This is a genomic window from Hyunsoonleella jejuensis, from assembly GCF_900111025.1.
Taxonomy (GTDB): domain Bacteria; phylum Bacteroidota; class Bacteroidia; order Flavobacteriales; family Flavobacteriaceae; genus Jejuia; species Jejuia jejuensis.
In genome coordinates this window covers 23,020-44,621 of the sequence record NZ_FOFN01000002.1, presented here as the reverse complement: position 1 = coordinate 44,621, position 21,602 = coordinate 23,020, and the positions used below count along the sequence as shown (strand labels likewise).

15 protein-coding genes are annotated in these 21,602 nt (G+C 34.1%); 6 read left to right on the top strand and 9 right to left on the bottom strand.

The annotated features are described in order from the left end of the window. Positions 1-17: 17 nt before the first annotated feature. The 4 genes from BMY39_RS06835 to BMY39_RS06820 all read right to left on the bottom strand — a co-directional run bounded on the left by BMY39_RS06835 (position 18) and on the right by BMY39_RS06820 (position 4,378). Positions 18-809, bottom strand: a complete 792-nt coding sequence (locus tag BMY39_RS06835) for a (Fe-S)-binding protein (protein WP_092577902.1) — start codon at positions 807-809, stop codon at positions 18-20. 156 nt (positions 810-965) lie between these two features. After that, positions 966-2,279, bottom strand: a complete 1,314-nt coding sequence (locus BMY39_RS06830; protein WP_092577900.1) for a 4Fe-4S dicluster domain-containing protein — start codon at positions 2,277-2,279, stop codon at positions 966-968. A gap of 8 nt (positions 2,280-2,287) precedes the next feature. Continuing rightward, the gene (locus tag BMY39_RS06825; RefSeq protein WP_092577897.1) at positions 2,288-3,238 is read right to left on the bottom strand and encodes an MlaD family protein; all 951 of its coding nucleotides are present in this window, start codon (positions 3,236-3,238) and stop codon (positions 2,288-2,290) included. Between the two features lie 57 nt (positions 3,239-3,295). Then, positions 3,296-4,378 (bottom strand): N-acetylmuramoyl-L-alanine amidase family protein, encoded by a 1,083-nt coding sequence (locus BMY39_RS06820; protein ID WP_092577894.1) that lies wholly within the window; start codon positions 4,376-4,378, stop codon positions 3,296-3,298. 156 nt (positions 4,379-4,534) lie between these two features. On the opposite strand from BMY39_RS06820, the gene BMY39_RS06815 reads away from it, so the two are divergent. Beyond that, positions 4,535-7,336, top strand: coding sequence for a putative LPS assembly protein LptD (locus tag BMY39_RS06815; RefSeq protein ID WP_092577891.1), 2,802 nt, complete (start codon positions 4,535-4,537; stop codon positions 7,334-7,336). Between the two features lie 27 nt (positions 7,337-7,363). Further along, positions 7,364-7,744 (top strand): Rid family detoxifying hydrolase, encoded by a 381-nt coding sequence (locus BMY39_RS06810; protein ID WP_092577889.1) that lies wholly within the window; start codon positions 7,364-7,366, stop codon positions 7,742-7,744. A 4-nt stretch (positions 7,745-7,748) separates the two neighbouring features. On the opposite strand, the gene BMY39_RS06805 is transcribed toward BMY39_RS06810, so the two are convergent. Beyond that, positions 7,749-9,182 carry an ATP-binding protein gene (locus tag BMY39_RS06805; protein ID WP_092577886.1) on the bottom strand — a complete coding sequence of 478 codons (1,434 nt, stop codon included), beginning with the start codon at positions 9,180-9,182 and terminating at the stop codon, positions 7,749-7,751. A gap of 121 nt (positions 9,183-9,303) precedes the next feature. On the opposite strand from BMY39_RS06805, the gene BMY39_RS06800 reads away from it, so the two are divergent. The 4 genes from BMY39_RS06800 to BMY39_RS06785 all read left to right on the top strand — a co-directional run bounded on the left by BMY39_RS06800 (position 9,304) and on the right by BMY39_RS06785 (position 17,318). Next, positions 9,304-10,344, top strand: coding sequence for a GMP reductase (locus BMY39_RS06800; RefSeq protein WP_092579133.1), 1,041 nt, complete (start codon positions 9,304-9,306; stop codon positions 10,342-10,344). Positions 10,345-10,547: 203 nt separating this feature from the next. Then, a complete protein-coding gene (locus tag BMY39_RS06795; protein WP_092577885.1) occupies positions 10,548-13,865 on the top strand; it encodes a transglutaminase family protein in 3,318 nt (1,105 codons plus the stop codon). A 3-nt stretch (positions 13,866-13,868) separates the two neighbouring features. Further along, positions 13,869-16,427 carry a circularly permuted type 2 ATP-grasp protein gene (locus tag BMY39_RS06790; RefSeq protein WP_092577883.1) on the top strand — a complete coding sequence of 853 codons (2,559 nt, stop codon included), beginning with the start codon at positions 13,869-13,871 and terminating at the stop codon, positions 16,425-16,427. Further along, positions 16,428-17,318 (top strand): transglutaminase family protein, encoded by an 891-nt coding sequence (locus BMY39_RS06785; protein ID WP_092577881.1) that lies wholly within the window; start codon positions 16,428-16,430, stop codon positions 17,316-17,318. 5 nt (positions 17,319-17,323) lie between these two features. On the opposite strand, the gene BMY39_RS06780 is transcribed toward BMY39_RS06785, so the two are convergent. From BMY39_RS06780 to pfkA, 4 genes are all read right to left on the bottom strand, one after another. Continuing rightward, positions 17,324-18,547 carry an ATP-binding cassette domain-containing protein gene (locus BMY39_RS06780; RefSeq protein WP_092577879.1) on the bottom strand — a complete coding sequence of 408 codons (1,224 nt, stop codon included), beginning with the start codon at positions 18,545-18,547 and terminating at the stop codon, positions 17,324-17,326. A gap of 23 nt (positions 18,548-18,570) precedes the next feature. Continuing rightward, on the bottom strand, positions 18,571-19,431 hold the full coding sequence (locus tag BMY39_RS06775; RefSeq protein ID WP_092577875.1) for an N-acetylglucosamine kinase: 861 nt from the start codon (positions 19,429-19,431) through the stop codon (positions 18,571-18,573). A gap of 84 nt (positions 19,432-19,515) precedes the next feature. After that, the gene (gene gap, locus BMY39_RS06770) at positions 19,516-20,517 is read right to left on the bottom strand and encodes a type I glyceraldehyde-3-phosphate dehydrogenase (RefSeq protein ID WP_092577872.1); all 1,002 of its coding nucleotides are present in this window, start codon (positions 20,515-20,517) and stop codon (positions 19,516-19,518) included. A 17-nt stretch (positions 20,518-20,534) separates the two neighbouring features. Then, entirely contained in the window at positions 20,535-21,521 is a 987-nt protein-coding gene (gene pfkA / locus BMY39_RS06765; RefSeq protein ID WP_092577868.1) for a 6-phosphofructokinase, read from the bottom strand. Positions 21,522-21,602: the final 81 nt, after the last annotated feature.

Genomic DNA, 21,602 nt, shown 5'->3' with positions numbered 1-21,602 from the left:
TTCAGCGTGACAATATTTTACAAATTTCCTGTATTAGCAATTAATTCAGCAATATCTAAAACTTGAATTTCTGCCTCTTTTTCTTTAGCTTTAATACCATCTGTCATCATCGTATTGCAATATGGGCAGCCAGTTGCAATAATATTAGGATTGGTTTCTAGTGCATCTTCAGTTCTTAGTACATTAATATCCTTGTCCCCTTTTTCAGGTTCTTTAAACATTTGAGCTCCTCCCGCGCCGCAGCACAATGCCGTACTTTTATGGCGTTTCATTTCCACTAAGTCTGCCTTAGTGTTTTGCAAAACATCTCTTGGGGCGTTGTATTCGTTATTGGCTCTACCTAAATAACAAGGATCGTGAAATGTAATGCGCTTGCCTTTATAAGTGTCACCAGACACTTTTAATCGACCAGATGCTATTAAATCTTTGATGTATTGTGTATGATGTAATACCTCATAATTACCGCCTAAACTTGGATACTCATTCTTAATGCAGTTATAGGAATGTGGATCGCAGGTTACTATTTTCTTTATCTCATAGCCATTTAGCAATTCTATGTTCATTACGGCCTGCATTTGAAACAAAAACTCGTTTCCTGCACGCTTAGCAACATCACCGGTACTGCTTTCTTCTTGACCAAGAACTGCAAAATCAACATTTGCGGCATTAAGGATTTTTACAAAAGCTTTGGTTATTTTTTTAGCACGATCATCATAACTTCCAGCGGAACCTACCCAAAATAAAATTTCTGGTTGTTTACCTTCTGCCATGAATTCTGCCATTGTTTTTACTTTGAGTGTTTCGCTCATAGTGTATGCTTTTTAAAAGTTACAATATAAATATTGTAGCCGTTTGTGTTATGTTTTGGACGGTACTCGCGTTAGGGATTGAGGCATTTGTTGAAGCTCCTCGACGCAGGAGAGAGCGACTGCCGAAAGCCCGACCCTTTATGGGTAACGCCCTAATTATTCGTCCTTCCAGTTTAATCTGTCCATTTGATTATAAGGCCAAGGCGCACCGTTGTTTTCGATGTTAGACATCATATTATTTAATTCTGAAGGCGCTGCACTTTGCTCCATAACCAAGTAGCGACGCATGTCTAAAATAATAGACAATGGGTTGATGCTTACCGGACACTCCTCTACGCAGGCGTTACAAGTGGTGCATGCCCAAAGTTCTTCAGGAGTGATATAATCACCCAATAATTGTTTGCCATCGTCTTTAAATTCGCCGTTATTGCCATCGATATTTTTACCTACTTCTTCTAGCCTGTCTCTAGTGTCCATCATGATTTTTCTAGGTGACAATTTCTTACCAGTTAAATTAGCAGGACATGCTGATGTACAGCGGCCACACTCTGTACAGGTATAGGCGTTTAACAATTGTATTCTGCTTAAATCTTGCACGTCGCTCGCTCCAAATTTTGCAGGTATTTCGTCTTCTGCTCCTTCGGCTGGAGCAGCAAAAGGGTCGGCATCTGGATCCATCATAAGCTTCACCTCCTTGGTTACAGCTTCTAAATTATCAAACTGTCCTTTGGGTTTTACACTGCCATAAAAAACGTTTGGAAATGCCAAAAGGATATGCAAGTGCTTTGAAAAATAGAGGTAATTAAGAAATACTAAAATTCCAAGAATATGCAACCACCATGCACCACGTTCTATAATATGCAGCGTTCCTTCAGTTAATCCTGAGAACCAAGGTGCTATGTATTGGCTTATTACATTTCCTGAATTTAATGCTTGGAATTCTGTGTCGGTAGCATTCATGACTAAAAATAGCGTCATTAATACAACCTCAAAATATAAGATTAAGTTCCCATCTGTTTTCGGCCACCCTGTCATTTCGCTTTTCATAAAACGAGCCAACTTTAAAACATTTCTTCTCAACCAAAAGATAATAACTGTAATGAGCACCAGGCAAGCCAATATTTCGAATGTGCCGATTAAAAAACCGTAAACAGATACAGGCAATACTTTTAAACCTATACGGTGTGTACCAAACAACCCATCAACAATAATTTCTAAAACTTCAATGTTAATTACGATGAAACCGATGTATACAATTACATGCAGAAGGCCCGAAATGGGACGTTTTACCATTTTACTTTGCCCTAGTGCTATATTTACAAGGTTTTTCCAGCGTTCTGGTTTATTATCGCTAGCATCAACTTCTTGCCCCAATTTGATATTTCGAATAAGCTTTTTAACATTTTTGGTGAAATAGCCAACTCCTAATAAAAGTGCAATAGCAAAAAGTATATTGGGTAAATAGGTCATATTAAAATTTAGTTCTGTTTAGTATCAGCTGGTTCCTCATAAGGAATTTCTTTTTTAGACAAGATACGTCTATACCGTGCTGGATGTAATTTTATATCACGTATTAAAGCTTCCATTTCTCTTGATGCGCCTTCTAAGTTGTTATAGAGCGTTTTATCATTGAGTAACTTTCCGATTGACCCTTCACCTTGATTTATTTTACCACTAATACTTTTGAAATTTTGAATAGTAGCTTCAAGAGTTTCAATAGTTTGCTTTAAATCTGCTTCCGCAAGTTGTTCAGTTGTTTTTGATAAGTTTGAAGAAATATTATCTACGTTAGTAAGGGTGCTATTTAATTTTTTTTCATTGCTAGCGACAAGTAAATCAATTGATTTTGATGCTTCCTTGAAGTTTTGAATTATATCGTTTAAGCCTGATATGCTTGATCTAAGATTTGCTTTGGTTTGTGCATCAAAAACATCATTAATGTTGCTTAACAATGAATCCGTGCCTACCATCATAATTTCAATCTTTTCTTGTAGCGGTGTTAGGCGCCGGTTTACTAATTCTGTTAAACCCGGCTTGACTTCACCTTTAAGAAAATCGCCATCTTCGGCTTTTTCAGCTCCATCAAATGCGGGTATTATAGCAATAGCTTTTCCTCCTATTAAGCCGGTTTCGTATAATTCTGCCGTACTGTTTTTAGAAAATTCGAAATCGCTATTAACCATTAATTCAATAGTCAATTTACCTGTCCCATCTCCTTTAAATCCAATGCTAGTAACCTTTCCAACGCTAAGACCATTTATAGTTACGGGTGTAGAAGGTACTAAACCTTCAACATTACCATATTCGGTGTAGTAAGTGTCTGAAGCACTAAATAAATCTTTACCTTTTAAATAATTAAAGCCATAAATAAAGAGCACGATGCCAGAAATGACCAATGCTCCAACTTTTACTTCTCTAGAAATTTTCAAAATTTGCTTTCTTTTAAAAACAAATTTAAAATAAATTTAGTTAGTAACTTGTTAATTCTATCTTGTTTTTAGGACATCGGCAAGCGGAACTTTATTGCCGTCTTTAAAAGCAACGACAAAACTAGTGGCGTAACCTTTGGCTTTAGCGTCTTGAACTAACGATTTCGCCTTATTGTAGTTTGAAGTGCTGCCATAATAATATTTATAGATATTGCCTTGGTGGATTCTAGAAATATCTGAAAGCCCTTTAAAATTATACGGTTTAGGTTCTAATTTTCGAGAACTAGCGGCAATTTGCACTTTAAAGGTTATATCATCAAAGTTCAATTCGTCTTCATCAACCAAGTCCTTATTGTTTATTTCATTCACAATATTCAAATCAATGGATTTTTTATACTTTAAAATAGCATCGATAATAGATTTGGACATTTCTAATTGTCCTTTTCTGGAATTCAAATAGCTTCCTTCCCTATTATTTGTTAAAAAGCCAAGTTCTACCAAAACACTGGGCATCACGGTTTGGTGCAACACAATAAAACCTGCTTGTTTTACTTTTCTATTTTTGCGCTGCAGTTTAACAAAGTTATCTTGAATTAAACTAGCTAAATAAATACTTTGATCTAAATATTCTTCGAGACCTAATATAATAGAAATGGCATCTTCAGGTGCGTTAGGATTAAAACCGGCGTAGTTCTTTTTGTAATCTTCCTCCATAAAAATTACAGAGTTCTCTTTTTTGGCAACTTCAAAATTAGTTTTATTTCTATGCAACCCTAGAACAAAAGTACCCGCACCATAGGCTTGTGAGGTATGGGAATCGCAATGTACCGAAACAAATAAATCGGCCTTAGCCTTATTTGCAATTTTACCTCTAACAAATAAATCTACAAACACATCTGTTTTTCTTGTGTAAACGACTTCAATATCAGGATTCTTTTCTAGTTGCTTACCTACTTCTAAGACTACCTTTAATGCAATGTCTTTTTCCCTATAGCCATTCCCAAGATTTCCAGGATCTTTGCCACCATGGCCTGCATCAAGAACAACTACAAATTTATCCTTTGCCTGTGCATTAACAGTTGGGGCAAATGTTAATACTATTATAAAACATACGAAACCCAATAATGTCTTCGTTTTCATGTGGTATTTGTTAAATTTTAAATCAATAATTCAATTTTAACGAATAAGGCTTAGTTTTTGATTACCTGTAAAGCTTAAACGACTAAATAAATGGGTTTATTTCAAATGAAAATTTTCCATGTATTATAAATTAAACCCAAAAAAATATATGTAATTTTGGCGTTTCAAAAACCGAGCCATACTTTTACAAAAATACATTTAAAAGCGTTGCGTACAAACCAATTTAAAATACTTTTTGCTTTGAGTTTTACAGTGTTTATCAACACTTTTAGCTTCGCACAAGACATCCCAAAAAAGGGAGACCCCATTGAAGCCAAACCTGAAAAAAAACTTGATACTGTAGTTAAGCTTAAGGATAGTATTGTAAATTTAGAATTACCAAACGTAGAAAAGGACACAACGGTTACAGATTCTATAAATCCAAAAAAGAAAGAATTTCTAGATAATATTGTTACTTATAAAGCAATAGACTATACTTCTCTGAACCAAAAAAAGCAAAAGTTGTACCTCTATAATGAAGCTGAAATAACTTACGGCGACATAAATATTAAAGCAGGAGACATAACTATAGATTATAAGAAAAACGAAGTTTATGCTAGAGGAATCATTGATTCTTTAGGTGAGTATTTGCAAGCACCTGTGTTTGATCAAGGAGGCAATGTAGTAAAGCCAGATTCTATATTATTTAATACGAAAACCCAAAAAGCACTTATATACAACAGTCTCACAGAACAAGGAGAGGGTACTGTAATTGCCAAGTTAACAAAAAAGGAAAATGATTCGGTGTATTTTATTAAAGATTCTAAGTACACTACTGCCGAAAATTTAGATGACCCTGAGTATTATATACTTCTTAAAAAAGCTAAAATAGTACCCAAGAAAAAAATTGTGACAGGGTCTGCACAAATGTTTATATACGATGTGCCAACGCCTATATGGATGCCCTTTAGTTTCTTTCCGCAACGGCCTGCAAACACAGCGGCGTCTGGTGTGCTAATCCCTACATTTGGACAGCAGAACGAACGTGGTTACTTTTTACAAAATGGAGGGTATTATTTTGCTGTTAGCCCCCATGTAGATTTAGCACTTATGGGAGACTACTATACCAATGGCAGTTATGGTGTAAGAGCTGAAAGCACATACGCCTTAAAATATAAATTTAGAGGGAATTTTGGATTTAGATACGAGAACCTCATTACAAGTGAACGCGGTTTTCCAGATTATGCCAGAACTACAGTTTATAACCTCAGATGGTCACACAGTCAAGATGCAAAAGCAAGCCCTAACTCCCGTTTTTCAGCCTCGGTAAACCTTGGTAGTAGTACATTTTATAGAGCTTCCCTAAATCAAGCTACAACGGGAGCTTTTCTAAATAACACTTTGGCATCATCAGTTTCCTATTCAAAAACTTTTCAAGGTGAACCACAAGTAGATTTTAGTTTAACCGCTACGCATTCACAAAACACGCAAACCCAACAAATAAATATGACGCTTCCAACATTTCAAGGAAATATGGGTCGCGTCTTCCTCTTTGCCCCAAAAAGTGGCTCTAAAAAAGGACTTATTCAAAATTTGAGTTTTCAGTATAGCGTTCGGGGCGAAAATAGAATTCAAACGACAGACTCTCTATTCTTTAAAAAAGAAATGTTTAGTGATGCTAAAGCAGGTTTTCAACATTCGATTCCTGTTAGTACAAACTTTAAGGTTTTTAAACATTTTAGTGTTAGCGCGAGCACTAACTTTAATGAAGTTTGGACATTTAATACTATTGATAAACGCTTTGACTTAGAAAATAGAGAAACTATAACAGACACCATAAGAGGATTTGATTCTTACAGAACCTATAATTTCAGTACAAGTATTGGTACTACAATTTATGGTATGTTTAATTTTGAAAAGAAAGGTGAGGATAAAAAACTTAAAGCTATTAGACACGTGCTGCGACCTTCAGTTAGCTATAATATTAATCCTGCTTTTGATAAATATTACGATTCTTATGAAGGTGATTTTATTATAGATGCAGATGGTACTACAAACACCCAAAGAGAAATCGAAGAGTTTACGAGGTTTGAGCAAAGTTTGTTTGGGGTTCCAAATAAACGGTTTTCTAGCTCTATGGGCATATCTCTATCCAATAATTTTGAAGCTAAAGTAAGAGATAAAGACACTACGAAAACCGATCCGAAAAAAATTAAACTGCTGAATAACCTCAATTTTTCAACAGCTTATAATTTTGCGGGAGACTCTCTACAATGGAGTCCTGTTAGGATGAACGGTGGTACTCAGTTTTTCGATAATAAACTTAGTGTGAATTTTAACGCTACATTAGATCCTTATGCTCTTGATAACAATAACCGAAGGATTGATAAGTTTAATATTGATAATGGTGGAAGTCTATTCAGGCTTACCAGTGCAAATCTTAATGCGAGCTACACAATTTCAGGTGGATCTGGTGACAATAAAAAAGGTAGCTCTGAGAAAGAAAGAGATCCAGATATAGAAGAGAATATTAGAAATGGAGGAAGGGCCGATGATTTGTTTGGGCGCTCTGAGGATTTTACAAACAAACGCTTAGATGCCAATAAAGATAAAAATGATGAAAACAAGGAGTTTTATAATTTTAAAATACCTTGGAGTTTGAGGTTGGCTTATGCAGTAAATTACTCTAATCAAAGACGAAATAGCGAAATATCCTCTCATTCTTTAATGTTTTCTGGAGATGTTGAATTATCTCCAAAATGGTCGGTTGGTGGATCTTCTGGCTACGATTTTAAAAATAATGGATTTACGTTTACACAGTTGCGCTTTGAACGTGACTTATTAAGTTGGCGTATGAATTTTAGTTGGGTACCCTTTAGCGCTAGAAGTTCTTGGAATTTCTTTATTGGTATTAAATCTAACTTGTTAAAGGATTTAAAATACGAGCAGCGTAGACAACCAGATCAAATTCTAAGATAATATATCAAAATATAAAATACCTTAACATTGAAAAAAATAATTACTACAGATAAAGCCCCAGCACCTTTAGGGCCATACAATCAAGCTGTTTTGGTTGGAAATACGTTGTACATTTCTGGACAAATTGCCATAGACCCCATGTCTAATAAATTAATTTTAAATGATATTGAGTCTGAAACCTTGCAAGTGATGCAAAATTTAAAAGCAGTTTTAAATGCTGCAGACTATTCGTTTGAAGACGTAGTGAAATCCTCTATATTTATTAGCAATATGGATGATTTTTCATCCATTAATCAAGTATATGGAAGCTTTTTTGATAACGCTACGGCGCCAGCTAGGGAAACCGTACAGGTGGCAAAGTTGCCTAAAAATGTTAATGTAGAAATCAGTATGATAGCTGTAAAATAACTATTTAAGAAACCTGCTCTTCATTTTTTAGAGTATACTTTCGTAGCACATTAGTTAACTTATCATTATCAATAGGTTTGGCTAAAAACTCATCCATACCTGCTTCATTGGCTTTTATTATATCCTGCTCAAATGCACTGGCTGATACTGCGATAATAGGAATGTTATTTTTAGCATACTTATCAGAGTTTTTTATGATTTTAGTGGCCTCATAACCATTAATTTTTGGCATATAAATATCCATAAAAATCATATCATAATTAATAACTTTATATAAATTAACAGCATCTAAGCCATTTGTTACAAAAGTACATTCCGCGCCATGTTGCTCTAATAAAAATTTAATAACTTTTTGGTTCATAATATTATCTTCTGCAACAAGTACATTAAACCGGTAATCAAATTTATTTAGTAAAATCGGTTTTTCCTTAGGTGGCTCTACAATGACATTTAATGTTTTTTGTAACTGTAAACTAAAATAAAACGTAGATCCTTCATTTTCCTTGCTTTCAAACTTAAGCTCTCCTCCCATTAACTCCACAAGCTTTTTTGTCACGAAAAGACCAACGCCAGAACCTTTGTAATGTCTTAAATTATTTGAGCGACGTTCATGGAACGTTTTAAAAATCTGCTTTCTTTCAACATCACTAATTCCAACACCTGAGTCTTTAACGTAAAACGAAACTACCTGAAGATTATCATAAGTCACTGTATGATCTATCGTAATCTCTATTTTTCCGGTATTCGTGAATTTAATAGCATTATTAACTAAATTAATAAGCACCTGCTGAATTTTGGCAATATCGCCTAATAGCAAGAAATCATTCTTTTTATCAATCGAAAATTTGTAATTGAACTCTAAACCTTTCTCCCAAGCTTGATATTCAAATATTTTGAAAAGCTTAGTTAAATCAGATTCTAAATTAATAGGAACACTTTCTACTTTTAAGTTTGTATCAACACCTTTTGAGTTGTTGAGAATCATATTTATAAGTTGCAATAAATGTTCGGATGAGTATTCCGCAATCTCAACTTGCGCTTTTTGATCTAAATCTAAATCTGTATTCTTCAGCATTTTAATCATTCCTAAAATCGTGCTTAAGGGAATACGAATTTCATGACTTATATTTTCTAAATAAATAGATTTATGATCTGAGGTCTCTAACGTATTTTCAAGCTCTAATTCTAATTTATGAATTTTACTGTTTAAATAAGATTCTACTACATCATTATCTATTTGTGTTCTTATGGTGTACAATAGTGCCGCCAAAATAACAACTAAAAGAATTAAAAGTAATAAAGAAAAGATTGAGAAGTAATCTGGATTATCTGAAATGCCCTTACCAACAAAAAATAAAATCCCAAGAACAAATAGACCTATTGTAGAACCAATTGTCCAAAGTTTAAATCCTAATTTCGATTTTGGGGGAAAATCCATCAGTAATAATCAGTTAATTATTAAAGATACGAAAGAATATGAATTTTTAGCGCTTATCGAATATAATTTCGTTATAGTGATTAAAAACTCTAATTTTGATTTCAAAAAAAATAACTACTACATGCGCATTGAATATGATATTAAATTAGGGTTTAAAGATGTGATGATTCGCCCTAAGCGATCTACCTTAAAAAGCAGAAAAGAAGTGAGTTTAGAACGAACATTCAAACTCTTACACAGTCCTATAACTTGGTCTGGAATACCTATAATTGCAGCAAATATGGATACGGTTGGCACTTTTGAAATGGCAAAAGCCCTTTCCAAAGAAAAATTGTTTACCACCATACATAAACACTATACAACAGACGAATGGTCTAATTTCTTTAATAATGCACCAAGTAATATAGAAAATCGTGTTGCTATTAGCACGGGTATTGGTAAACAGGATACTATTCGACTTTCAAATCATATAAAATCTAATCCAAAACTTCAATATATATGTATTGATGTGGCCAATGGGTACTCTGAATATTTTGCAGATTTTGTAAAGAGCGTTAGAGAAACATATCCAGAAAAAGTAATTATAGCTGGAAATGTAGTAACTGGCGAAATGGTTGAAGAGTTGCTTTTATCTGGAGCAGATATCGTAAAAGTAGGTATAGGCTCTGGTTCAGTATGCACAACACGTGTAAAGACTGGTGTTGGATATCCACAACTTTCGGCCATTATAGAGTGCGCCGATGCAGCTCATGGTTTAGGTGGACAAATTATTAGCGATGGTGGTTGTACAACCCCAGGTGATATAGCCAAAGCTTTTGGAGCTGGAGCAGATTTTGTAATGCTCGGTGGCATGCTTTCCGGACATGATGAAAGTGGCGGAGAAACTATTGAAAAAAATGGCGAGAAATATAAGAAGTTCTATGGCATGAGTTCTTTTACGGCAATGGATAAGCACTCTGGAGGAGTGGCAGACTATAGAGCCAGTGAAGGTAAAACTGTTGAAGTACCCTATCGAGGTGCTGTTAAGCATACTATAAAGGATATTTTGGGTGGCTTGCGGAGCACCTGTACGTATGTTGGGGCTTCCCGTTTGAAGGAATTAACAAAACGTACTACTTTTATAAGGGTTGCTGAGCAAGAAAATAAAATTTATAACCCGTAGACTTACAATATTTTTTTATTTGGCAATTGCAAAGTTCTAAAAATTAAAATCTTTATTTTAAAATTTCATAAACTGTGTTTAATATTCTTTAATATCTCGTAAATCGTAAAACAGTTAGTTATTTAATCATTAGTACATATACATAAAACAGTTTATTATTAGTACTTTTCCAATGAAATTAGGTTTAAATACACTTTATTTTTATGGCTTTAAAAATTGTAATTTCTCATAAAACAGTATATAAATATGATAGGTTAGTATCGCTTTCCCCACATATATTTAGATTACGTCCAGCACCACATAGCAGGACACCAATTGAAGCATATTCTATAAAAATAAAACCTGAAAATCAATTTTTTAATTGGCAGCAAGATCCTTTTGGCAACTATTTGGCACGCTTAACCTTTCCAGAAAAAACGAAAGAACTCTCTGTGGATGTTGAAATTATCGCAGATTTAAAAACTATTAACCCTTTCGATTTTTTTGTTGAAAAATATGCTGAGGATTTTCCGTTTGAATACACCGAAACAACTAAAAAAGAACTGCTCCCCTATTTAGAAATAACAGATAATGGCCCCCTATTAAAAGAATTTCTTAAGACAGTTGATTTAACTTCAAGGAAAACAATATTTTTTTTAATCGATATAAACAGAAAAATTTACGAATACCTGAACTACAGTATTAGGTTAGATCCGGGTGTACAAAATTGTGAACAAACTTTAGAAAGTAAAATAGGTTCTTGTAGAGATTATGCGTGGTTATTTGTACAGGTAATGCGGCATTTAGGCTTTGGTGCCCGTTTTGTATCTGGTTACTTAGTACAATTAAAGTCTGATGAAAAATCATTAGATGGCCCCTCAGGACCAGAAGAAGATTTTACCGATTTACATGCTTGGGCAGAAGTTTATATTCCCGGTGCGGGTTGGATAGGTTTTGATGCTACTTCAGGGCTTTTAGCTGGTGAAGGGCATATTCCGTTGGCCTGTACACCTTCTTTTGAAAGCGCAGCTCCAGTTTCTGGGATGACAGATGTTTGCGAAACAGAGTTTCATTATGAAAATACTGTTAAACGTATATTTGAGTCACCAAGGGTAACAAAGCCTTATACTGATGAACAATGGGATGCTATTTATAGTCTTGGATTCAAAGTAGATGAAGAGCTAGAAAAAGGAGACGTTCGTCTTACTATGGGAGGAGAGCCAACATTTGTCTCCATTGATGATATGGAAGCTCCCGAATGGAATACAGATGCTGATGGCCCACATAAAAGAGAATTAGCCAAAGAACTATCTACGAGATTATACGAAGATTTTGGTAAAGGTGGAGTTTTACATCAAGCACAAGGAAAATGGTATCCTAATGAACCCCTTCCACGATGGTCAATTGAAATTTGCTGGCGAAAAGATGGCAAGCCTATTTGGCAAAATAAAAGGCTATTATCATTATTTTCTGAAAATAAAAAGCTGCCAAAAGATGCTGATAAAAGGTTTATAAAAACACTAACCAAATATTTAGGCGTTTCAGATAAACATATAAAACCTACTTTCGAAGATAGCTTTTATTTTCTTTGGCAGGAAGGACAAATACCTTTAGATATTGATCCTACAAAAGAAGATGGTAATTTATTGGTTAAAGAAAAACTTCAAAATATTTTAAAGGACGGTACAACCAAACCTGTTGGCTATGTGTTGCCTTTAAATAATTCTGAAGGAAAATGGTATAGTTGCAACTGGGAATTTCGAAGAAAACACTTGTTTTTATTACCGGGAAACTCCCCTATTGGTTTGCGTCTACCATTGAGCTCTCTTATACAGAAACCAAAACAAAAAGAGTTTCCTAATTTTCAACCAGATCAGTTCTCAAAACAAGATGAATTACCAATTTATACTGATATTGTTTCGAAACGTTTTCAAGAGAAAAGAAAATCTAGTAAAGTTGAATATTTTATAAGAACTGCCTTGTGTATTGAGGTTAGGGATTATAAATTACATATATTTCTTCCGCCGTTAGATGCTATCGAATATTATCTAGAATTGGTATCAGCTATTGAAGCCACATCAAAAACACTTAATATACCAGTAGTTTTTGAAGGCTATGACGCACCTTTTGATAATCGTGTTCAGTCCATGAAAATAACACCAGATCCTGGCGTTATTGAGGTGAACGTACATCCTTCTAAAAATTGGCAAGAATTAACAGATAATACACTCGCTTTATACAAGCATGCGAAATTGTCTCGATTGGGTACTGAAAAATTTATGATTGATGGAAAGCATACTGGAACTGGTGGTGGAAATCATGTAACTTTAGGTGGTATAACCCCTGCAGATAGTCCTCTACTTAGAAAACCAAGTTTATTAAGAAGTTTGCTTACATTTTGGCAACACCACCCAGGGTTGTCCTATCTGTTTTCAGGTGCTTTTATTGGAGCAACAAGTCAAGCTCCTCGCATCGATGAAGCACGTATGGAAAACTTATACGAACTTGAAATTGCCTTTAGTAAAATACCTAAAAACGGGGATGTTCCTTTTTGGTTAACCGATAGACTATTTAGACATTTATTGACCGACTTAACAGGGAATACGCATCGTGCTGAATTTTGTATTGATAAATTATATTCACCAGACTCTAGCAGTGGTCGTTTAGGTATTTTAGAATTACGTGCTTTCGATATGCCGCCTCATCCACAAATGAGTTTAATGCAAAACTTATTGGTTAGAACACTAGTAGCATGGTTTTGGAAAACACCTTATGAACATGATTTGGTAAGATGGGGTACAGAATTACACGACAAATTTTTAATAGAACATTTTGTTAGAAAAGACATAAATGGAATAGTAAAAAAATTGAACAAGGCAGGGTACGCATTTAAAGAGGATTGGTTTAATCCATTCTTTGAATTTAGATTTCCGTTGCATGGCATGGTCACAATTAACGATATTCATATTGAATTACGAGCAGCCATAGAACCTTGGAATGTACTAGGAGAAGAAATGAGTGGTAGCGGTACCGCAAGATATGTAGATTCTTCTTTAGAGCGTATCCAAATAAAAGTAGCCAACTTTACAAATGAAAGATATGTTATAACTTGCAACGGTGTAAAAGTACATTTAAAACCTACTGATATAAAAGGAGAATACGTGGCTGGTATACGATATAAAGCTTGGAATCCCTATTCTTCACTACACCCTACCATAGGTGTAGATGCGCCTTTGGTTTTTGATGTAGTAGATACATGGAATAAACGATCTATTGGCGGTTGCACTTATTTTGTAGCACATCCTGGAGGTAGATCCTATGAATCATTTCCAGTAAATAGTTTAGAGGCCGAATCAAGAAGAATAAATAGATTTTGGAGTTTTAACCATACACAAGGAGATATTCTTCCAGATAAAAATGACACTATAAGCAAGGAAGAATTCAAAACTATAAAGAAGCAAACTAACCCTAAGAAATTTAAATATAAAGAACTGCCTGTAAATAACGAATTTCCTGTTACTCTAGATTTAAGAAAGAAATAACATATGCCCAATAATTCAAACATACTATTTCAAAATTATTTTTCAAACTTTAAAAATTACGATGAAGTTTTGAAATCTGATATGAGCATTAATCCTAATTGGCAAAAACTACTTGAAAACCTTACACATTTAGGAAATGATAATCTTAGAGAAAAACAAAACGAAATTAATTGGCTATTAGAGGAAAATGGGGTTACCTATAATGTTTATAATGATCCTGAAGGGATGCATCGCTCATGGCGTTTAAATATTGTTCCATTTCTAATTCATCAAATTGAATGGCAAACTATTGAGCGCGGTTTAATTCAACGGGCAGAGCTTCTCAATCTTATCCTTAAAGATATCTACGGTAAACGAGAGCTTATTACCAATGGCATCGTACCACAAGAAGTGGTATTTGCACATCGTGGTTTTTTAAGGCAGTGTGATCAAATTCAATATAAAACATCTAAACAACTATTAATTCACTCTGCTGATTTAGCTCGGGGACCTGACGGGCGTATGTGGGTGGTTAACGATCGTACACAAGCACCTTCAGGAATGGGATATGCTCTAGAGAACAGATATTCCTTAAGCAGAATGATGCCAAATTTGTTTAAAGGTATCAATGTAATACAACCAACGCATTTTTTTAACGAGCTTAATCAAATGCTTTTAGATGCTGCACCTTATAATACAAACAACCCAAGCATAGTTATTCTAACACCAGGACCGCTTAATGAAACCTATTTTGACCATGCTTATATGGCTTCGTTTTTAGGTTACCCATTGGTTACAGGAAATGATCTTGTAGTGAGAAATGGTAAGTTATGGATGAAAACCCTTAAAGCACTAAAACAAGTTGATGTTGTACTAAAACGTGTGGATGATGCTTTTATGGACCCTCTAGAGTTACGTGAAGATTCCTATTTGGGTGTAGCAGGTTTGCTAGATGTAGTAAGAAATAAGCAAGTTTCTATAGTAAATCCTATTGGCGCCGGTGTTTTAGAAAATTCAGGACTAATTCCATTTATGAATGGTATTTGTAATTATTTTTTAAATGAGGATTTAATATTACCACAAATAGCATCGTGGTGGTGCGGACAAGAAAAGGAGCGTAACCATGTACTTAACAATATCAAGGAATTCGTAGTAAAACGAATTGATCGCTCTAATAGAGAACACATTTATTTTTGCGAGTTTTTAGACGATGTTGCATTAAATAACTTAAAAAATGAAATCCTTTTAAAACCTTATAAGTTTGTGGCGCAAGAGAAAATATCTTTTTCAACAGCACCAGACTTTCAGAATGCAGCTTTAGAACCTCGTAAAGTAATGTGCAGAACATTTGCTGTTGCTAAAAAGGAAAGCTATAGTATTATGCCAGGGGGATTAGTAAGAGTTGCCGCTGAACGCGAAAATTTATTTGTTTCAAATCAACGCGGTGGTGTAAGTAAAGATTTTTGGATTATTTCAGATGAATTTCAAAATAGTATTCAAAATTACTCTTGGGACAATAGCTGTAAATTATCTTTTTCCGATGTAAATGATTTACCCAGTAATACTGCTGAAAATTTATATTGGTCAGGTAGATATTTAGGTCGTGCCATTACAACTGCTAGGTATTTACGCATGGTTTTAAACCGAATGAATGATGAACAATACAATAACGAATCTGCTGAATCTATTAGTTTAGTTTACCTGTATAAATCCATAACTAATATTACATCAACTTTTCCTGGATTTGTTGGTAAAGATTCTGATAAAACCCTGCAAGACCCACTTTTAGAAATCATTTCACTACTATTAGACGAAGACCGTTTAGGTGGTTTTGCACAAACAATGTTTAGTTTTGATCACTCGTACTATTCTCTACGTAGTTTATGGTCTAAAGATATGTGGCGCGTTTTCGATGGTATCAAAAAACTTTGGACAAAGTTTAAGGCAATCGAAAATTATACTGTAGCAGATCTTACCAAATTTTTAGACCGTATTATCACTAGACTTATTGCCTTTATGGGGCTTATTGAAGAAAGTATCCTAGTAAGTCAAGGACTTCTTCTCTACTTTATCGGTTTGCAAACTGAACAAGCTATGATGAATATTGCAAAATTAAGAACACTTCTAGTTTTTAATTATGATGAACAATTACAATATGAAATCTTAGAATCTTTTTTAACTAGTAACGAAAGCTTAAACATTTACAGATACAGTTACCGTTCATATTTAAGCATCGAAAATGTAATACAGCTTATGGTTTTAAATACTGAATATGCAAAATCATTGGCATACCAACTGCGAAGAATTCAAAAAGACATAGACAGATTACCTAAATCGGAAAGTAATTCAGAAATAAATTCAAGTAGTTTTTATATTTCAAAAGCTAATAAAATTCTAGAAAAAGCAACAATTAGCGATTTGTTGCAATTAGATGATATTGAAAGTTTACGCATAAAATTAGAAGATGTTTTGGCTGAAATAAGCAATAACTTACACAAAAGCTCAATTGCACTTTCAGACACCTACTTTAATCATGCCTACCGTCAAAAACAGTTGGTAAATCAAAATTTTCCGATGCCTTAAATGATTTATCAAGTTTCACATACAACATCCTATAATTATGAACATGGTGTATCATTTTGTCATAATATAGCCACTTTAAAACCAAAAAATGTTTTAGGTCAAACACTTTTGGAATATGATTTGCAAATAACGCCAACTCCAGACGAATTATCAGAGAAAATAGATTTTTTTGGAAATACAATTACCCGCTTTTCGATACAGAAACAGCATACTGAGCTTAAAGTTAAAGCTATAAGTAAAGTACAACGAAACTGCAACGAAATCCCAAATATTTACGATGATATTGAAGCACAAAATATTACTTTAGAAAAGACTTTAAAAATCTTGGATACTACTTCTAGCGATATCCTTGAAGCAAAACAATTTTGTCTAGAATCTGTTTTAATTGCAAATATTTCGCCAGAAATTAAAGCATATGCGCAAGTTTCGTTACAACCAAATCGTTCTGTGTTCCAAGCTTCATTTGAATTAATGCAGCGTATTTTTCAAGATTTTGAATTTAATTCTAAAGTAACCAATGTTGCTACCCCCATTAATGAGGTTATGAAATTGCAAAAAGGCGTTTGTCAAGATTTTGCGCAAATAGCAATTGCATGTTTACGCTCGGTTGGATTAGCCGCTCGATACGTTAGTGGCTATATAGAAACCTTGCCTCCTCCAGGACAAGAAAAGCTTATTGGTACTGATGCTTCTCATGCTTGGTTTTCGGTTTATATTCCCAATTTTGGATGGGTGGATTTCGATCCTACTAATAATCAAATCCCTTCAAATCAGCATATTGTAGTTTCTTATGGTAGAGATTATTATGATGTGCCACCTCTAAAAGGAGTTATTTTTAGTACAGGTAAAAATAAATTAAAAGTTGCAGTTGATATTAGGCCTGCAGTTTAGAGTAATTATTTTTGAAAGCGCATTTCGCCTATAGAACCTACTTCGCTAGGAATGAGTTCAAAAACAAAATCTGGGGTAATATATTCTTCTTTTCTATGTGAAACATAAATAATTGAAGTACTACTTTCTTTAGCAATTTTATTAACTAGTTCCGAAAAGATTCGCGCATCATTATCGTCTAGCCCATTTGTGGGTTCATCTAAGATTAATAGTGGCGGATGTTTTACCATGGCTCTAGCTATTAGTACCAAGCGTTTGTGCCCACTAGATAAAAAATGAAAGCTTTTATCCTTAATCTTCGTCATGTTTAATAAGGTTATCCACTCACGAGCGATTTTTAGTTGAACATCGGTTGGATATTTGTAAAGCCCTATAGAATCCAAAAAACCAGAAACTATCATACTTTCTATAGAATCTTTACGCTTAAAACCTCTTAACATTTCAGATGAATAAAAACCAATATGTTTTTTAATATCCCAAACGGTTTCACCACTCCCCTTTTTCATACCAAATAAGGTCATATTTTGCATGTAACCTTTTGGATTGTCTCCAGAAATCAATGATAATATTGTACTTTTCCCAGACCCGTTAGGTCCTATTAATTGCCAAAATTCATTTGGCCTTATATTCCACGAAATGTTATTTAAAATAGGTCTTTCGCCATAGCTTAGATTTAAGTTGTTTAAGGAAATTAAAGGATCAAAATACCCAAATTCTATTTTGTAAGGTTGCGGTAATGCTTTAATGAAATACTCTCTACTACTCGATTCCTTATTAGTATATTCCTTTAAAACACTATTCTCAACAGTATATATCTTATCAATAAATGATAAGAAATCACGTTTTCTTGTAGTAATTTGAATAACTTGAGTTTCTCTAGATATTTCAGTCAGCATTGACTGAATTTTAGATTGCGTATCTATATCCAAACAATCAAATACATTGTCTAAAACTAAATAATCATGATTTTTTGCTGATAAAATATGATTTAGCAATGCCCTTTTTCGTTCACCTTCAGAAGAATTTTTTAGACTATTATTGGTTGCAGTTTTAACATCATAGCGTCCGTGTCGCGTTTCTTCATCAATAAATTTATTAATAGTGATTTCAGAAAAAATGGCACCTTTAAAAGATGCCAGTTCTGGGAAAAACTTACCCGATGTTATATATTTTATGAGTTTCTTTTTATTCTCATTATTTGAAATATAAACTATTGCATGTTTATGCACAACGCTGTCTTTTACTCGATAAATTATAAATCCTTTGTATGAAAGGGTACCAAACCATCAATAGGTCTGCGCTCAAAATTACCAACTTTAAATCCCATTTCTTCTGCTACTTCCCTAATTTCCTTCTGTGAAAAATATGCAATAGATCCAGCAAAATGTACAGGAACAGTTTTTAGTTCTTCCTTAAATTGCATAATCATATTTTTGGCAAACAGCCTAACCCCTTTTTTAATAAGTTCTATGGTATATTCTGAATCTTTATGTAAAAACATGAATTCGGCAAAATTAGCAAGATATGCATTTGGACTTGGTTGCTTGTAAAGGTTATATTTAATGTAGTCTGAATCCATGTTGTATTTTGCACCAAATGCTATTTTTACATTCTCTGGCATATGATTAAAATAATAATCCCTTATTAATTGCTTACCATAATAGTTGCCTGAGGCATCATCCATAAGAATGTATCCTAAAGAGTTAACGCGTTGGTGTAGTGTATTGCCATCATAATAACTACAGTTAGAGCCAGTACCCATAATACAAACAACTGCAGCTTCATTAGGATGATTTATTGGCGCATAAACTGCCGCAAGAGTGTCTTCGTTTACAGAAACCTCAGCATTTGGAAATATATCTTCCAACACTTCTTTTAATAATGCCCTCGGGTTTTCTGTTCCACAGCCTGCTCCATAGAAAAAAATATGGGTTACCTTTTGGCTGTTGGAAATAAGTTCTTCACTTTTATTAATTGTTTTATATAGTTTTTTTTCACTTAAAATAGCTGGATTAAGTCCTTTGGTGCGCACCTTTTCCATCAATTTATTTCCGTTGTTATCTACAGCCAACCAATCGGACTTTGTAGAACCACTGTCAACAATTAAAATCATAGTTATATGGTAAAAAAAACTCCACAGAATACTGTGCTATAACACAATAACTCTGTGGAGTTATTATTAATTTAAATTCTCTAATTATACAGTCGCAATGTATTGAGCTAAGTCAACCAATTTAGTTGAATATCCAAACTCATTATCATACCAAGATACTAGTTTAAAGAAATTATCATTTAAAGCAATACTAGCGTCAGCATCAAAAACACTTGTTAATGGTTCTGATACAAAATCTTGAGATACAACTTTCTCCTCAGTGTATCCTAGAACACCGTTTAATTCTCCTTCAGAAGCTGCCTTTAAAGCTGCTTTTACTTCATCCCAAGACGCTGCTTTTTCAGTTTTAACTGTTAAGTCAACTACTGAAACGTTTGGAGTAGGCACTCTAAATGCCATACCTGTAAGCTTTCCATTTAATTCAGGAATTACTTTACCTACCGCCTTTGCAGCACCAGTAGATGAAGGAATGATATTTGCTAATGCACTTCTACCGCCTCTCCAATCTTTTCTAGAAGGCCCATCTACTGTCATTTGTGTGGCAGTTGTTGCATGCACTGTTGTCATTAATCCTTCTACAATTCCGAAGTTATCATCAATTACTTTAGCTAAAGGCGCTAAACAATTTGTAGTACATGATGCATTAGATACAATTGTATCGTTTGCAGTTATTTTCTTATGGTTTACCCCCATAACAAACATTGGTGCATCAGCAGACGGTGCAGAAATAGCTACTTTTTTAGCTCCTGCTTTAATATGTGCTTGTGCTTTATCTAATGTTGTGAAGATACCTGTACAGTCCAGAACAATTTCTGCTCCAACAGCATCCCATTTTAAATCTTCTGGGTTACGTTCTGCAGTAATTCTAATTTCATTACCGTTCACTACCAAGTTGCCGTTTTTGGTATCTACAGTACCGTTAAATCTACCGTGAACAGAATCGTATTTCAACAAGTACGCTAAATGCTCAACGTCTAGTAGATCGTTGATTCCAACTATTTCAATATCAGGTCTAGAAGCTGCTACTCTAAAAGCGATTCTACCTATTCTTCCAAATCCGTTAATTCCAATTTTTAATTTTGACATGTTCTTATTTATTAATGTTATGTGCTCATAATGTCTGAGACACGAAGTAATTCTAAGTTAATTTTTGATTTTCCTTTAATGGCTTTATGTAAAGGTGTTAATTCCATTGCGTTGTTTTTTAGACCTACCATATAGTTTGTTTTGCCTTCAATTAAAGACTCTACCGCTTTAACCCCCATTCTACTTGCTAAAACCCTATCAAAACAAGATGGTGAGCCTCCTCTTTGCATATGCCCTAATACAGAGACTCTAACATCGTAACCTTCCATGTTTTCATCTACATACTCTTTAAGTTCGAAAATGTTTTTTCCAATTTTGTCACCTTCTGCAACAATAACAATACTTGACGATTTTCCAGATTTACGACTTTTATTTAAAGATTCTTTTAAACGGTCCAGCCCTAAATCCTCTTCAGGTATAAGTATCTCTTCAGCACCACCAGCAATACCTACGTTAAGTGCTATATGCCCAACATCTCGTCCCATAACTTCAATAAAAAATAATCTGTTATGCGAACTTGCAGTATCCCTAATTTTATCAATAGCTTCAACCACCGTGTTTAATGCTGTATCAAACCCTAAAGTATGTGTGGTTCCAAAAATATCATTATCAATAGTACCCGGTATTCCCATCACTGGAAAACCAAACTCCTCATTAAAAATCATCGCTCCGGTAAACGTTCCATCACCACCAATGGCTACGAGTGCGTCTATCTCAGCTTTTATTAATTGCTGAAAAGCTTTTTTACGACCCTCTTTGGTTCTAAACTCTTTAGATCGCGCAGATTTAAGAATTGTACCTCCTTTATTAATAATGCCTTTAACACTCCTTGGTCCCATAACCTCAAATTCGCCATTCATGATACCTTCATAGCCCTTGTATATCCCTATACATTCTACACCATGATAAGCACATGTTCTAACAACCGAACGCACCGCAGCATTCATTCCAGGAGAATCTCCTCCTGAAGTAAAAACACCTATTTTCTTTATTTTTGTAGACATCAATTTTCTTTTTTCGAGGTAAAATTACTAAACAAAAACCATTTTTTTATAACATATGTCATATTTTAATACTATAACAAA

Excerpts from the sequence above, each read along its gene's own strand:
- BMY39_RS06835 (WP_092577902.1), bottom strand. The coding sequence starts at position 809 with ATGAGCGAAACACTCAAAGTAAAAACAATGGCAGAATTCATGGCAGAA.
- BMY39_RS06830 (WP_092577900.1), bottom strand. The coding sequence starts at position 2,279 with ATGACCTATTTACCCAATATACTTTTTGCTATTGCACTTTTATTAGGA.
- BMY39_RS06820 (WP_092577894.1), bottom strand. The coding sequence starts at position 4,378 with ATGAAAACGAAGACATTATTGGGTTTCGTATGTTTTATAATAGTATTA.
- BMY39_RS06805 (WP_092577886.1), bottom strand. The coding sequence starts at position 9,182 with ATGGATTTTCCCCCAAAATCGAAATTAGGATTTAAACTTTGGACAATT.
- BMY39_RS06800 (WP_092579133.1), top strand. The coding sequence starts at position 9,304 with ATGCGCATTGAATATGATATTAAATTAGGGTTTAAAGATGTGATGATT.
- BMY39_RS06795 (WP_092577885.1), top strand. The coding sequence starts at position 10,548 with ATGGCTTTAAAAATTGTAATTTCTCATAAAACAGTATATAAATATGAT.
- BMY39_RS06790 (WP_092577883.1), top strand. The coding sequence starts at position 13,869 with ATGCCCAATAATTCAAACATACTATTTCAAAATTATTTTTCAAACTTT.
- BMY39_RS06785 (WP_092577881.1), top strand. The coding sequence starts at position 16,428 with ATGATTTATCAAGTTTCACATACAACATCCTATAATTATGAACATGGT.
- BMY39_RS06775 (WP_092577875.1), bottom strand. The coding sequence starts at position 19,431 with ATGATTTTAATTGTTGACAGTGGTTCTACAAAGTCCGATTGGTTGGCT.
- gap (WP_092577872.1), bottom strand. The coding sequence starts at position 20,517 with ATGTCAAAATTAAAAATTGGAATTAACGGATTTGGAAGAATAGGTAGA.
- pfkA (WP_092577868.1), bottom strand. The coding sequence starts at position 21,521 with ATGTCTACAAAAATAAAGAAAATAGGTGTTTTTACTTCAGGAGGAGAT.